12 protein-coding genes are annotated in these 15135 nt (G+C 58.8%); 5 read left to right on the forward strand and 7 right to left on the reverse strand.

The window, feature by feature from the left end; translation table 11 throughout:
* The first annotated feature begins 104 nt into the window (after positions 1–104).
* Positions 105–1313 (forward strand): multidrug effflux MFS transporter, encoded by a 1209-nt coding sequence (locus EC919_RS26045; RefSeq protein WP_133777162.1) that lies wholly within the window; start codon positions 105–107, stop codon positions 1311–1313.
* Between the two features lie 724 nt (positions 1314–2037).
* Positions 2038–2730, forward strand: coding sequence for an ArsR/SmtB family transcription factor (locus EC919_RS26050; protein ID WP_133777163.1), 693 nt, complete (start codon positions 2038–2040; stop codon positions 2728–2730).
* Between the two features lie 67 nt (positions 2731–2797).
* Here EC919_RS26050 and EC919_RS26055 read toward each other — a convergent pair whose 3' ends face one another.
* Positions 2798–3751 carry an adenosine deaminase gene (locus EC919_RS26055; protein ID WP_074888674.1) on the reverse strand — a complete coding sequence of 318 codons (954 nt, stop codon included), beginning with the start codon at positions 3749–3751 and terminating at the stop codon, positions 2798–2800.
* Between the two features lie 329 nt (positions 3752–4080).
* On the opposite strand from EC919_RS26055, the gene EC919_RS26060 reads away from it, so the two are divergent.
* Positions 4081–5172 (forward strand): calcium:proton antiporter, encoded by a 1092-nt coding sequence (locus tag EC919_RS26060; RefSeq protein WP_133777164.1) that lies wholly within the window; start codon positions 4081–4083, stop codon positions 5170–5172.
* Between the two features lie 67 nt (positions 5173–5239).
* Here the strand turns inward: EC919_RS26060 and EC919_RS26065 are convergent, their stop codons facing one another.
* The 6 genes from EC919_RS26065 to EC919_RS26090 all read right to left on the reverse strand — a co-directional run bounded on the left by EC919_RS26065 (position 5240) and on the right by EC919_RS26090 (position 11896).
* Entirely contained in the window at positions 5240–6595 is a 1356-nt protein-coding gene (locus EC919_RS26065) for an 8-oxoguanine deaminase (RefSeq protein WP_133777165.1), read from the reverse strand.
* A gap of 167 nt (positions 6596–6762) precedes the next feature.
* Positions 6763–7449, reverse strand: a complete 687-nt coding sequence (locus EC919_RS26070; RefSeq protein WP_133777166.1) for an SDR family oxidoreductase — start codon at positions 7447–7449, stop codon at positions 6763–6765.
* A 602-nt stretch (positions 7450–8051) separates the two neighbouring features.
* Complete coding sequence (locus EC919_RS26075; RefSeq protein WP_133777167.1) at positions 8052–8639, reverse strand: IMPACT family protein; 588 nt, start codon at positions 8637–8639, stop codon at positions 8052–8054.
* Between the two features lie 33 nt (positions 8640–8672).
* The gene (locus EC919_RS26080) at positions 8673–9332 is read right to left on the reverse strand and encodes a TetR/AcrR family transcriptional regulator (protein WP_133777168.1); all 660 of its coding nucleotides are present in this window, start codon (positions 9330–9332) and stop codon (positions 8673–8675) included.
* Positions 9333–9415: 83 nt separating this feature from the next.
* Positions 9416–10801: a uracil-xanthine permease family protein gene (locus EC919_RS26085; protein WP_133777169.1), complete on the reverse strand. Its 1386-nt coding sequence runs from the start codon at positions 10799–10801 to the stop codon at positions 9416–9418.
* 174 nt (positions 10802–10975) lie between these two features.
* Positions 10976–11896, reverse strand: a complete 921-nt coding sequence (locus EC919_RS26090) for a LysR family transcriptional regulator (RefSeq protein WP_133777170.1) — start codon at positions 11894–11896, stop codon at positions 10976–10978.
* Positions 11897–12040: 144 nt separating this feature from the next.
* On the opposite strand from EC919_RS26090, the gene EC919_RS26095 reads away from it, so the two are divergent.
* A complete protein-coding gene (locus tag EC919_RS26095) occupies positions 12041–13387 on the forward strand; it encodes an aspartate aminotransferase family protein (protein WP_133777171.1) in 1347 nt (448 codons plus the stop codon).
* A 65-nt stretch (positions 13388–13452) separates the two neighbouring features.
* The gene (locus EC919_RS26100) at positions 13453–14946 is read left to right on the forward strand and encodes a CoA-acylating methylmalonate-semialdehyde dehydrogenase (RefSeq protein WP_133777172.1); all 1494 of its coding nucleotides are present in this window, start codon (positions 13453–13455) and stop codon (positions 14944–14946) included.
* The last annotated feature ends 189 nt before the right edge of the window (positions 14947–15135 follow it).

Consider the following 15135-nt stretch of genomic DNA (forward strand, 5'->3'; position numbering starts at 1 on the left):
GGGACGATGTCTTGAAAAAACTTCCGGTAATTTTCCTGTGAACGGGCCGCGCAGATTCAAGGTTGTTAAACTGTCGCGCTGCGCAAAAACGTTTAGGAAGATTGATGAACCTCAGAACGATTCTGATCCTCGGCGCACTCAGCGCCTTTGGCCCGTTGGCCATCGACTTTTACCTGCCAGGTTTCCCGGCCATCGCTTTGGCATTCGGCACGGACGAGAAACACGTTCAACTGACCCTGGCCGCTTATTTCCTTGGCCTGAGCATCGGCCAACTCGCCTACGGCCCGATCGCCGATCGCTTCGGCCGTCGGATCCCGCTGTTGTTTGGCGTCGGCTTGTTCACCCTCGCATCGCTGGCGTGTGCCTTGGCGCCTTCTCTTGAATGGCTGATTGCGGCCCGCTTTGTACAGGCGTTGGGCGGATGTGCCGGCATGGTGCTGTCGCGGGCGATCGTCAGCGACAAGTGCTCACCGGTCGACTCGGCCAAGGTGTTCTCGCAACTGATGCTGGTCATGGGGCTGGCGCCGATCCTTGCCCCGATGCTGGGCGGGTTGCTGGTCAACGTCGTGGGTTGGCAGGCCATCTTCCTGACCTTGACGGGTTTCAGCGCACTCACCGCCGTGGCGGTGTTCAGGGGCTTGCCGGAAAGCATGCCGGCCGGCCATCCGCGACTGCCGCTCTCGGGCGCGTTAGGGTCGTACTGGAATCTGCTGGGCGACCGGATCTTCCTGGGCCACGCGCTCACTGGCGGGATCGCGATGGCCGGGATGTTTTCCTACATCGCAGGCTCTCCCTTCGTTTTCATCAAGCTCTACGGCGTCCCGGCGGAACACTACGGCTGGTTGTTCGGCATCAACGCTGCAGGCTTCATTCTCATCGCTCAAGTGAACGCCCGCCTCGTTGGCCGCTATGGCCCGGCGTGGTTGTTGTCTCGGACCGTCTGGATTTATCTCGCTGCAGCCCTCGTGCTGTTGACCATCGCCTCCCTGCACACCGAAAAGCTGTGGCCACTGCTGATTCCGCTGTTCATCTATATCGCCAGCCTGGGCTGCATCATTCCCAACGCTTCAGCGTGCGCAATGAGCGGACAGGGCAAACGTGCGGGCAGCGCGTCGGCCTTGTTGGGATGTTTGCAGTTCAGCGTCGCTGCAGGGGCGGCGGCACTGGTTGGCGTACTGCATGACGGGACGGCCGTGCCGATGGCGACTGTCATTACGCTGTGCGGCGTGCTGGCTGTGACGCTCGCCGTTGTTACACGCCGGGCGCAGCAGAAGCGAGATGCGCTGACTCCCCACGCAGATGTTCGTATTTAACCGACGTCGGCAACGTTAACGCGTTGCCGATTTACTCCAGGTTTAACGTGTGCCTGTACAAGCATGTTCAGGCTGTTGAAAAAGAGTGGCTTATATACGGTTGTTTACTACTTCAGAACTGGAAAGTTCTTACAGAGAATAAAAACGCTTAACTGAGTTTCGTGCTTGAACGAGAGAAGTTCACTTCTGACGTGCCTGTGTGCAGATTATTTTCTTGAAGGGCTCAGGAGTTTCCGGTGTAGGCAATCGCCCTGGCGCCGAATTCGTGGGTTGCCGTTACCGGCTCAAATGCCCGTCCTTCAAGGGGTTTCGGCTATCTGGCTGAATCTGCGCCGCGAACGGGTTGCCGGATTGTGCTGAACATTTGCCAATACGGCCCACAAACAAAGGCCGAGACAATGGACAAGTTGATCTCCCGATCGGCTGCAGGTCTTATACTAAGCGCCGTCATGGATCCGATTTAATCCCCACTTTTCCAACTGTATCGCTCGGGCGCAGCTATCTGTATCACTCGTAAGTTCCAGCGATCAGAGTTCGTATGACGTGACTTAAATCAAGATTCGTTTTCACCTTAAACACCGATGATGGTTCACCACAGCAACGGCCCGGCGCTTCAACTGATTACGCCCGTGATTACGCGCCAAGCCACACCAGGCCAAGCCAACGCTTCGGCCTGCGCACCGGTGCCGGGCCGCTTAGATAATGTTCAACAGGGAGTGAAGACATGGAATATGTACCTTGCATCAGCCAGATCGCTGCGTTGCTCGCCGACCCCAAACGCAGCGCGATCGTGTGGGCATTGATGGACGGAACCTCGCGCGCGGCTAATGAAGTCGCCTCGCTTGTGGGTATCTCCACTTCATCCGCCGGTGCGCATCTGGCACGCCTCGCTGCCGGCGGGTTGCTGCGCCATGAAGTCCGAGCCCGCAAGCGCTACTTCAGGCTCGCTGCGCCGGAAGTCCGGACAGCCGTCCAGGCGCTGGTCAGTGCATCGATGGTCAGCGCGGATCTGATCAGCCGCAGCATGGCGCAGCCGCTGCCGCCCCTGCCGTTATGCCGCGCCAGTGTCTGTGCGGACCATCTTGGCGGCGAAATGGGTGCCGAGCTGTATTTAAGGATGTTGGGCGCGGGCTGGATCGAACAATCCGAACACCGGCTGGAAGTCACCAGTGTCGGTATTTCCCGCTTTGCCGAACGGGGCATCTTTATTCCCGCACTGGCCCACAGACGACGTGAAGCCGTGTGCGCCTGTGTTGACTGTCATGAAAGCAGCCCACACCTGGGCGGCGCATTGGGGGCCGGGCTTTTGCAGTTGTTTATGCAGCTGGGTTGGCTGCGGACGACGGAGGAGGCCTCCACGTTGCAGGTCTCATCCAATGGTCAGCGAGAAATCAGCAAGATCGCCTCGGCAGCGTGACGCTCCGAGACCCCGGCGTGTGGAGCAGAGCCTCCACACGCTATTGCTGATCAAGGGGCGTGACTGATCAGGGCTTGATCAGGCGGGCGTCGAGGCTGTTTTGCGCCAGGCGCCTGGCCTGATCCTGAGTCATGCCCAGATGGGTATGCAGTGCGTGAAAGTTCTCGGTCACGTAGCCGCCGAAGTACGCCGGGTCATCGGAGTTGACGGTCACTTTCACGCCGCGCTCGAGCATGTCGAGAATGTTGTGCTGGCCCATGTGATCGAACACGCAGAGCTTGGTATTGGACAGCGGGCAGACCGTCAGCGGAATTTGCTCGTCGATGATGCGTTGCATCAGGCGCTCGTCCTCAATGGCGCGCACGCCGTGGTCGATACGCTGGATTTTCAGCAAATCCAGTGCTTCCCAGATGTACTCCGGCGGACCTTCCTCACCTGCGTGGGCAACGGTCAGGAAGCCTTCACCGCGAGCGCGATCAAAGACGCGCTTGAACTTGCTCGGCGGATGGCCCATTTCCGAGCTGTCCAGGCCGACGGCGACGAAGGTGTCGCGATAGGGCAGGGCCATGTCAAGGGTCTTCTGCGCCTCGTCTTCGCTCAAGTGGCGCAGGAAGCTGAGGATCAGGCCACTGCCGATGCCGAGCTTTTCCTTGCCGTCTTTCAACGCGCCGGCGATGCCGTTGAGTACGACTTCAAAAGGGATACCGCGGTCGGTGTGGGTCTGAGGATCGAAGAACGGTTCGGTGTGAATGACGTTCTGCGCCTTGCAGCGCTCCAGGTAAGCCCAGGTCAGGTCGTAGAAGTCCTGCTCGGTGCGCAGCACGTCGGCACCGCGGTAATACAGGTCGAGAAACTCCTGCAGATTGTTGAAGGCATAGGCCTTGCGCAGGGTTTCGACGTCCGCCCAGGGCAGGGCGATCTTGTTGCGCTCAGCCAGAGCGAACAACAGTTCCGGCTCCAGCGAGCCCTCCAGATGCAGGTGCAGTTCTGCCTTGGGCAGGGCGTTCAACCAGTCGTACATGGGCTTTGTCTCATAAGGTGCAATGGCGGGCATTCTACAGAGTCAGGCGCGCGGGCTGAATAAAACCTGACCGGACGGTTCACACAGTACTTTGGCTCTGATTGCCACAGGTGCGAACACCGATAGGCCGCCTTTGCAGGCGTTTCTCGGTAAGTGGATGTCTTGAACATAGCCAGGTTGAAGGCATTTTGATGCGGCGGCGCGACGATGTGTCGCGACCCGCTGCTAACCTGTCTTGAAACCTTTGTTTACATCAACACTCTCAAGCGCTTCAGTAAACTTCACTTCATGGATGTGCGGCCAGGGTCGCAAGGGGCTAAAAGGCAGCGATGGGCACGATTCTCAAGCAGGAAAAGTTTCTTCTACTGGCGGTCATTGCGACCTTTTTCGCGTACTTCTACGAACACCAATTGCTCAGCAACGGAAATACCGTCGCGCTGATCGCGGGCATCGCCTTGGTGGGCTTTATAATCTGCGCCTCGTTGCGCGTGGCGCACCATGCCGAGTTGCTGGCGGAAAAGGTCGGTGATCCCTACGGCACGATGATCCTGACGTTGTCGGCGGTGCTGGTTGAGGTCGTGATTCTGGCGATCATGATGAATAACGAACCTTCACCCACGCTGGTGCGCGACACCATCTACTCGGCCGTGATGCTCGACATCAACGGGATTCTGGGTCTTGCCGCGTTGATGGGCGGGCTCAAACACGGTGAACAGTCTTACAACGATGACTCCGCGCGGTCTTACAGCGTGATGATTCTGACGGCCATGGCGGTGTCGATGGTCGTGCCGGAATTCATTCCGGAAGGGAAGTGGAAGCTGTATTCGGCGTTCACCATCGGCGCGATGATTCTGCTTTATGCGCTGTTTCTGCGTATGCAGGTCGGGCCCCACAGTTACTTTTTCAGCTACAGCTACCCGGACAAGAAGCGCCGCAAGGGTGAGGCGGAGGAAGCGCACGAGCCCGTCAACCTGACGCGCTCGATCGTTACGCTGGTCTTCGGCGTGGTGGTGATTGGCGCGTTGGCCGAGGTCATGTCGAAAACCGTCGATCTGGGTCTGGAAGGCAGCGGCGCGCCGCCGGTGATGACAGCGATTCTGGTGGCGGCGATTTCGGCAGCGCCGGAGATCCTGACCGCACTGAGAGCCGCGCTGGCCAACCGCATGCAGTCGGTGGTCAACATTGCCCTGGGTGCTTCGCTGTCGACGGTGATCCTGACCGTGCCGGTCATGGAAGGCATGGCGCTTTACAGCGGCCAGGCGTTCCAGATGGCGATGACGCCAGTGCAGACCGTGATGATCTTCGTCACCCTGCTGGTCTGCGCCATCAACCTGAACGACGGCGAAACCAACGCCATCGAAGGCATGACGCATTTCGTGCTGTTTGCCACCTTCATCGCGCTGTCTTTGATGGGGTTGTAGATCAGGTTCGGCTTGAATCCAGCGGTGGGGGAGTCAGCAGTCACTTCCCCACTGCTGTCACAGCGCATCACGCCCTGATCAATTCCGCAGCAGCCTGCCGGTGGTCTGCAATCAACCCCTTCAGATCCAGCCCTTCTACCTGACCCTCAATCACTCGCCATTTGCCGCCGATCATCACCCGGTCTGCGCGATCAGCGCCGCACAGCAATAGCGCCGAGAGCGGATCGTGACTGCCGGAGAAGCGCAACTCGTCCAGCTTGAACAGCGCCAGATCAGCCTGCTTGCCCACAGCCAACTCGCCGATATCATGCCGGCCCAGCAATTGCGCCGACCCCTTGGTCGCCCAGCCTAATGCCAGTTCCGGTGTGATCTTTTCCGCCCCGTAACGCAGGCGTTGCAGGTAAAGCGCCTGCTTGGCTTCAAGCATCATGTTCGAGGCATCATTTGACGCGGAACCGTCGACACCCAGCCCGATCGGCGCGCCTGCGGCAACCAGGTCCAGCGTGGGGCAGATGCCTGATGCAAGGCGCATGTTCGAACTCGGGCAATGACAGACCCCGGTGCCCGCCTGGCCGAGACGAGTGATCTCTTCACTGTTGAAATGAATGCCGTGCGCCAGCCAGGTACGAGGGCCAAGCCAACCGACGCTGTCCAGGTAATCCACTGTGCGCAGGCCGAAGCGCTGCAGGCAGAAGTCCTCTTCGTCCAGGGTTTCGGCCAGATGCGTGTGCAGGCGCACGTCGTGCTTCTCCGCCAAAGCCGCGCTTTCGGCCATGATCTCGGTTGTCACTGAAAACGGCGAGCACGGCGCCAACGCAATCTGGATCTGCGCGCCGTCACCCCGCTCGTGGTAGGTCTCGATCAACCGCACGCTGTCATCGAGAATCACCTGGCCCTGCTGGACGGTTTGCTGGGGTGGCAGGCCTCCATCTGCCTCGCCCAGGGTCATCGAGCCTCGTGTCAGCATCGCGCGCATACCCAGTTCGCGGACGCTTTCCACCTGGATATCGATGGCGTCTTCCAGACCCTGGGGAAACAGATAATGATGGTCGGCGGCGGTGGTACAGCCCGACAGCAGCAACTCGGTCAGGGCGACCTTGCTGGCCAATGCGAGTTTTTTCGGCGTTAGCCGCGCCCACACCGGGTACAGGGTTTTCAGCCAGGGGAACAGCGGCTGATTGACTACCGGGCCCCAGGCGCGGGTGAGAGTCTGATAGAAGTGGTGGTGCGTGTTGATCAGGCCGGGCAGCAGGACGTGCTCGCGCGCATCGAACACGTGATCGCAGGGCAGTGCAGGCTGTTGCCCCAGCATGAGCATCTCAACGATAACCCCGCCTTCGACCACCAGGCCGCCGCGAGCATCGAGCTCATTGGCCGTGAAAACGGCAAGGGGGTTTTTTAACCAGGTACGGATCGCGGGCATTGGCCGGCTCCTCTGAAAATGGGTTCAGGTCGCCAGCTCAGTGTTGCCCTGTCTGCTGATCCAGGGTCGCCGCAGCAACGAACGTGCGAGGCGAGGGCGGATTCTAGAGTGCTGTGGCGGGCACGGGCAAGTCACGCCAGCTCATGCTGACGCGACTTGCATCGCAATCACCAGGGAATCGTCTCACCCTTGTAGTTCACGAAGTGATGACCGCCTTTCCCGGCAAACCGCTCAAGCTGCTCAACGATCCCGCGCACGCTGGTCTCGACGTCGATATCCGCGCCTTCCCCGCCCATCGCCGTACGGACCCAACCCGGGTGCATCGAGAGCACGGTGGGTTTGTTCTCGCCCAATTGCGTCACGAAGGTGTTGGTCATTGAGTTCAACGCGGCTTTGCTGGCTTTGTACAACGCCATCTCTGGCGCATCCGGCATGGTAACGCTGCCGAGTACCGAGCTCATGAACGCGATGACCCCGGTTTCGGGACGGATCTGGTCGACGAAGCGCTTGGCCAGGCGGATTGGCGCGACGGCGTTGGTAAGAAATAGCTGGCCCAGTTCGCCGGCGGTGGCGTCGGTGGGGTTTGGATGCATCGGGCCCATCACGCCGGCGTTGACGAACAGCAGGTCATACGTCTGGCCCTTGAGGTTGTGGGTCAGCACTTCGAGGGATGACTGCTCGTCGATGTCCAGGGTCTGCAATTGCACAGTCGGCAGTGCTTTAAGCTCGTCGGCCTTTTGAGCGTCCCGAACGGTGGCGGTGACTTCCCAGCCCAGTTCCGTCAGACGTTTCACCAGTCCGAGGCCAAGGCCGCGTGACGCGCCGATGATCAGAGCTGTTTTAGGGGTGGACATTGGAATGACTCCTGTACAGACAAACGAAAAATTTCACTCAATCGATGGACATCGCAACGCGGCGGGAATTTTGTTTCTTGAAGCACTGTGTTGCCGCGAGGCGCATAAGTTAGCGGCAGAGGATGACAGAGGCTCACGACATATGTGAGTGGACGTTTCCAATATGAATGTCTGACGATCAAAAAGGCGTACGCCCGAGCCTGCCTGGCGGTATGTCTGTATAAAAAATGTCCAGCTCCTCCAATGCGCGCTGTACCCGGCAGCCTGCGAAGGCTTGCACGGGTTATCCACAGATCGCTCCACAGGTATTGTGAGCAACTGTAAATTGGCGATTGAGCCCCCCGTGAAACGACCGCCGCATCGGGATAAGTGCCGCTAACATCCTGTTTTAGCGCTGATTTCACTCATCGCTAACCTTTTTGGCTAAAAATTGATCAAGCCCCGCAAAGCCATATGGATCAAGGGCTGCGACGGTGTGTGCTCAGCTTGTCCACAGGCAGATGCACAGTAGATGTGGGCAAATGCTACTGGCGCTCCCGGTCGTGGGGAGACTCACTGTGAGCGACTTAAGCCGGGAAAGCGTCGATAGGTCAGCGCATTGATTACTGCGACGGCTGCAACACAATCCGACCGCGACTGATGTCCGATACCTGGCGCTGGAGAATTTCAATCTGCTCGGGCCCTAGCGCGATTGAGAGGGTGACGCCGTTTGCGTTGAAGCGCTCATCTTCCACAAGGCCACTGAGTTCGGCCACTCGCAGCTTTATCAGCACCAGTTCGCTGAAGCTGCACTCGAAGTGCAACGACACTCGATTGATCAACGGCACTCGATCAGCCTGCTGCAGGCATTTGTTGGCGCCCCCGCCATAGGCCCTCGCGAGCCCGCCGGTGCCCAGTTGAATCCCGCCGTACCAGCGAATCACCAGCACAACGACTCGATCAAAATCCTGAGCATCAATGGCCGCGAGTATCGGCCGCCCGGCCGTGCCGCCCGGTTCACCATCGTCGTTGCTGCGGTACTGCGCGCCCAGCTTCCAGGCCCAGCAATTGTGCGTGGCGTCGAGATCACTGTGTTGCTCGATAAACGCTTGAGCATCGGCAGCGGTGTCGATCGGCGCGGCGAGGGTGATGAAACGGCTCTTGCGAATCTCTTCGCGAAACTCGCAGCGGCCGGTGAGCGTAAAAGGCATTGGAATTCCAGACTTCGCTTGGGGTTTCAGACGTTATAAAGCAGGCGTGAGTCCGCAGCCTTTGAGAATGATGCGAATCAAGTTATCCCCAGCGGCCTCCATGTCCTGCTTGGTCAGCTTCGAACGGCCGGTGACCTGGCAAATCTGGGTGGCGAAGTCAGCGTAATGTTGAGTGCTGCCCCACAGCAGAAAGATCAGATGCACCGGATCGACCGGGTCCATCTTGCCGGCGTCGATCCAGGCCTGGAAAACAGCGGCACGGCCCTGAAACCATTCGCGGTAGTCCTGGCTGAAATACTGATTCAGGCATTCGCCGCCACTGATGATTTCCATGGCAAAGGTGCGCGAGGCTTGTGGCTGTCGACGTGAAAACTCTATCTTCGCGCGGATGTAGTGCGTCAGCGCCTGTGCCGGATCGTCGTCTGCGCTCAGGTTATTAAAGGTGCTGTCCCACAACTCAATGATGTTGCTCAGCACCGCGATATACAGACCCAGCTTGTTGGTGAAGTAATAGTGCAAGTTGGCTTTGGGCAAGCCGGCATTCTGCGCGATGGTGTTCATGCTGGTGCCCTTGAAACCATGCCGAGCGAATTCGTCCTCGGCCGCCTTGAGGATCGCTTCTTCGTTCTTCTGGCGAATGCGGCTGGCCGGTTTGGTGGCGCTAGGGCTGTGAGCAGGGACTTCGAGGGTCATGTGCGGTTCCAGACGGATCATTGGGTGCGACGCGGTGAACACATAGCGCACCCGCGATCATCCGACAAGTGTGGCCTCGTAAATCAGTGCTCAAAGGATTCCGTTGCCTGTTTGTTGGCTTCGCTCGATTCTTTGGCTTCCGGAAGTACCAGACACATCACGATGGCCGTCAACCCGCCGCTGGTGATCGCCGAATCGAACAGGCTCTGCACTAATTGCGGCAAATGATGCAGCAGCGTCGGTTGCGCCGCGATACCCAGCCCTACACCGAAAGAGGTGGCGATGATCAACATGCTACGACGATCCAGCGGCGCTTGCGCGAGGATCCGCACGCCCGCCGCTGCGACGCTGCCGAACATCACCAATGTCGCGCCGCCCAGCACCGGCTTGGGAATCTGCTGAAGAATCGCACCGATCACCGGGAACAGTCCGAGCAGAAACAGGATCGCTCCGATGTACAGACCCACATACCGGCTGGCAACGCCTGTGAGCTGAATCACACCGTTATTCTGCGCAAAGGTGGTGTTCGGGAACGCGCTGAAAGTTGCCGCGATCATGCAACTGACGCCGTCGCCCAGTACACCGCCCTTCAGCCGGGCGATGTAGCCTGGGCCCTTGATGGGTTCGCGGGAGAGCATGCAGTTGGCGGTAAGGTCGCCGACGGTTTCGATACTGCTGATCAGATAAATCAGCGCGACCGGCAGGAAAGCGGCCCAGTCGAAGCTGAATCCGAACCGAAAGGGCACGGGAATAGTGATCAGCGCAACGTCGGCAATGGAGTGAGGCACGAGCTTGCCGCTGAACCAGGCGGCAATGCTGCCGACCGCGAGCCCGATGATGATTGCCGACAGCCGTAACCAGGGCGCGCTCGAACGGTTGAGCACGATGATCACTGCCAACACGAAGACACCGAGGGCCAGATTGACTGGCTCGCCGAAGTCCGGAGCGTTGAAGCCGCCTCCCAGATCAGTCACGCCAACCTTGATCAAGCTGACGCCGATCAGCGTGATGACGATGCCGGTTACCAGCGGCGTGATCACCCGACGCAGCTGGCCAATGAAACGGCTCAGCACGATCTGCACGACGGCGCCGAAAAAACACACCCCGAACACCATGGCCATGACGTCCTCCGGGCTGCCACCGCGCTGCTTGACCATGAAGCCGGCAGAAAGCACCGCGCCGAGAAACGCGAAACTGGTTCCCTGCAGGCAAATCATGCCGGCGCCGATACCGAACGGCCGGCGCGCTTGAATGAACGTCCCAACGCCCGAGACCATCAGCGCCATGCTGATCAGGTAAGGCATGTAAGCACCGAGTCCGAGCGCCGACCCGATAATCAGTGGCGGCGTGATAATGCCCACGAAGGCAGCGAGCACATGCTGGATTGCCGCCAGAATGGCGGGCCCGGGGCGCGGTCGGTCGTTGAGACCATAGATGAGGTCGTTATTGTCTGGCGCTTCAGGCTGCATGCTGGCTCTCGATTTTGTGTGGGGCTTCGACATTCAGCGTTACTGCAAAAACCTGTCCAACTGATCAGATACATGACTGCTCACTGGCCTGATAAGCAATGCCAATAAGGAGATAGCCGCATGTGAGACCCGATTGACTGCGCGTTATTAAGGTACCGACTTACTGCGCCGGCATCATCGTGTGGCAGCCAGACTCTCCAGAAAACTTTCCAGCACCAAATGGGGGCGGCGCCCTTTGCGCGTGACGGTCACAAGGCTCACGTCGTAAAACCGCGCAGTGGGCTTCAGCGCACGTAGCCGCCCCTGCTGCACCCAGAGGCTGGCGTAATGATCGGGCAGATAGCCGATGTAACGCCCCGTCAGAATCAGAAACGCCATGCCTTCACGGTCCGACGCGCTCGCGGTGCATTTCAGCGCCTGATAGTGGGCCTGGATTTCACCCGGCAGACGAAAAGTGGGCGCAATGGTCTCCTGCGCGGACAGTCGATCGTCATCCAGTTGCGCATCGTCTACATAAAACAAGGGATGGCCGACGGCGCAATACAGCAGCGAGCGTTCGCTATACAGCGGCTGATATTCCAGTCCCGACAAGGCGCTGGCCTGGGGCACGACACCAACGTGCAAGCTGCCGTCGAGCACACCCTGCTCGACTTCATTGGGCGCGATCATGCGGATATTGATATGCACGTCCGGGCCACGTTCTTTGAGATGGGACAGCGCGTGGGTGATCCGCATATGGGGGAGGGTGACCAGATTGTCCGTCAGCCCGATGTTCAGCTCCCCGCGCAGGTGTCGGTGAAGACCATTCACCTCCGTACGAAAACTTTCGAGGGCGCTCAATAACTGCAGGGATGACTGATAGACCTCGCGGCCTTCCTCCGTAAGCGAAAACCCCGCACGACCCCGTTGGCAAAGACGCAGTCCAAGGCGCTGCTCGAGATCACTCATCTGCTGACTGATGGCGGAGCGACCAATGCCCAGCGCGCTTTCCGCTGCCGAAAAGCCGCCGGACTCCACCACGCTACGAAAGATGCGCAGCAAACGGATATCAAAATCGCTGACCTGCGCCAGAGGGTCGTTACGGCGGGTGCTCATAGTTTAGTAACCAGTCAACTGAAGATCGTAAAAGCAGGGTTTTTCGAACTTTATGCCCGTGGCACTTTAGCTGCAACCGGCCTTGCTCCTGCTCGCACATCGGTCAGGAAATCAGGCCACCCACGCCCAGTGAGGTTAATTCCGATGAATATGCCCGAATCGTCCGACATGTCTCTGGCGAGCCAGCTCAAACTTGATGCCCACTGGATGCCCTACACGGCGAACCGAAACTTCCATCGTGATCCACGGCTGATCGTCGCCGCCGAAGGCAGCTATCTCACGGATGACAAGGGCCGCAAAATTTATGACGGTCTGTCGGGACTGTGGACGTGTGGGGCAGGGCATACACGCAAGGAGATTCAGGAAGCGGTTTCCCGCCAGCTGGGTACGCTGGACTACTCGCCAGGATTCCAGTTCGGACACCCGCTGTCCTTCCAACTGGCTGAAAAGATCACCGATCTGACACCCGGCCAACTGAATCACGTCTTCTATACCGACTCCGGATCGGAGTGCGCTGACACTGCGGTCAAGATGGTGCGGGCTTACTGGCGCTTGAAAGGTCAGGCGACCAAAACCAAGATGATCGGCCGCGCCCGTGGTTATCACGGCGTGAATATCGCGGGCACCAGCCTGGGTGGCGTCAACGGCAACCGCAAGATGTTCGGGCAATTGATGGACGTCGATCATCTGCCTCATACGCTGCTTGCCAGCAACGCCTATTCACGGGGCATGCCGGAGCAGGGCGGCATTGCGCTGGCGGACGAGATGCTCAAGCTGATCGAATTGCATGACGCTTCTAACATTGCAGCGGTGATCGTTGAGCCTATGGCGGGTTCTGCGGGGGTGATTGTTCCGCCGCAGGGCTATCTCAAGCGTCTGCGTGAAATTTGTGATCAGCACAACATTCTGCTGATATTCGATGAGGTCATCACGGGCTTTGGCCGTACTGGCTCGATGTTCGGCGCCGACAGCTTCGGCGTGACGCCGGACCTGATGTGCATCGCCAAGCAGATCACCAATGGTGCAATCCCCATGGGGGCAGTCATTGCCAGCAGCGAGATCTACCAGACGTTCATGAATCAGCCGACGCCTGAGTACGCCGTGGAGTTTCCCCATGGCTACACCTATTCAGCGCACCCCGTAGCCTGTGCCGCCGGCCTTGCTGCGCTGGAGATCATTCAGCGAGAGAACCTGGTGCAGCAAGTGGCTGAAACCGCACCCCATTTCGAAAACTATCTGCACGGTTTGAAGGGCAGCAAGAATGTCGTCGATATTCGTAACTACGGCCTCGCTGGCGCCATTCAAATTGCACCGCGGGACGGTGACGTCATTGTGCGGCCCTTTGAAACGGCCATGAAATTATGGAAGGCCGGTTTCTACGTGCGCTTCGGCGGTGACACCCTGCAATTTGGCCCGACTTTCAACAGCAAGCCGGACGACCTCGACCGCATGTTTGACGCGGTTGGCCAGGCGCTGAATCAAATCGACTGACCCCTTGCAGCCTCACAGGCGCCACTTCGGTAGCGCCTGCGGGCTATTATTTTCCGGAGTTATGCATGAGCACCATTCAACACCTGATACATGGCGAGCGGGTCAGCGAAACCGGCCGCAGCGCTGATGTGTTCAACCCGTCGACTGGCCAGGCCATTCGCACGGTGCCACTCGCCAGTCGCGAGACCGTTCAACAAGCGATCGACTCTGCCAAGGCTGCTTTCCCCGCGTGGCGCAATACCCCTCCTGCCAAGCGCGCGCAGGTCATGTTCCGCTTCAAGCAATTGCTGGAACAGAACGAAGCACGCATTGCCCGACTGATCAGCGAAGAGCACGGCAAGACCCTTGAAGACGCGGCAGGAGAACTCAAGCGCGGTATCGAGAATGTCGAATACGCCTGTGCGGCGCCTGAAATTCTTAAGGGCGAGTACAGCCGTAACGTGGGACCGAACATTGATGCGTGGTCTGACTTTCAGCCCCTTGGCGTAGTGGCGGGCATCACCCCGTTCAACTTCCCGGCCATGGTTCCGCTGTGGATGTATCCGTTGGCGATCGCCTGCGGCAACTGTTTCATCCTCAAACCGTCCGAGCGCGATCCAAGCTCAACGTTGCTGATCGCTGAGTTGCTGCATGAAGCCGGATTGCCGAAGGGCGTATTCAATGTTGTGCACGGCGACAAGGAGGCGGTTGATGCGTTGATCCAAGCCCCTGAAGTCAAAGCGCTGAGTTTTGTGGGCTCAACCCCGATCGCCGAGTACATCTATAAAGAAGCCACCGCACGCGGTAAGCGGGTACAGGCATTGGGCGGCGCGAAGAACCACGCAGTGCTGATGCCCGACGCTGACCTTGATAACGCCGTAAGCGCATTGATGGGAGCGGCCTATGGTTCCTGCGGCGAGCGCTGCATGGCGATTTCGGTTGCAGTGTGCGTGGGTGACCAGGTCGCCGACGCACTGGTCGCCAAGCTGGTGCCGCAAATCAACGGATTGAAGATCGGCGCCGGGACTTCCAGCGGTCTCGATATGGGCCCCTTGGTCACCGGGCAGCATCGCGACAAAGTTAGCCGCTATATAGAAGACGGCGTGGGTGCAGGTGCGAAGCTAATGGTGGACGGTCGTGGGCTCTCAGTCCCCGGACACGAAGAGGGGTTCTTCCTGGGTGGATGCCTGTTCGACCATGTCACGACCGAGATGCGCATCTATAAAGAAGAGATATTCGGTCCGGTGCTCTGCATAGTGCGTGTGGACAGCCTCGAACAAGCGATGCAGTTAATCAACGACCACGAATATGGCAATGGCACGTGCATCTTCACTCGCGATGGTGAGGCGGCCCGCTTGTTCTGCGACGAGATTGAAGTCGGGATGGTTGGCGTTAACGTTCCGCTGCCCGTACCTGTGGCTTATCACAGCTTTGGCGGCTGGAAGCGGTCACTGTTCGGCGACCTGCATGCCTACGGCCCGGATGGGGTTCGCTTCTATACCCGTCGCAAAGCCATTACGCAGCGGTGGCCGCAACGTGCCAGTCACGAAGCTTCGCAGTTCGCGTTCCCAAGTCTTTAAGGCTCTGGGTGGGCAAGTCCCAAAACTTTGCCACCCCGTCAGCTATTTTTGATCGATATGACAGTTTCATTAAAATAGGGGTTGACGCTCCTCTGGATCTGTCTATAATTCGCCCCACTTCCGGCGCAGACGAAACGGAAAACTCCTTGATAATCAAAGAGTTGGACGAAGTAGTAGCGAGGAATGCTT

The sequence above is a fragment of the Pseudomonas graminis genome (genome assembly GCF_004364335.1).
Classification (GTDB): domain Bacteria; phylum Pseudomonadota; class Gammaproteobacteria; order Pseudomonadales; family Pseudomonadaceae; genus Aquipseudomonas; species Aquipseudomonas graminis_D.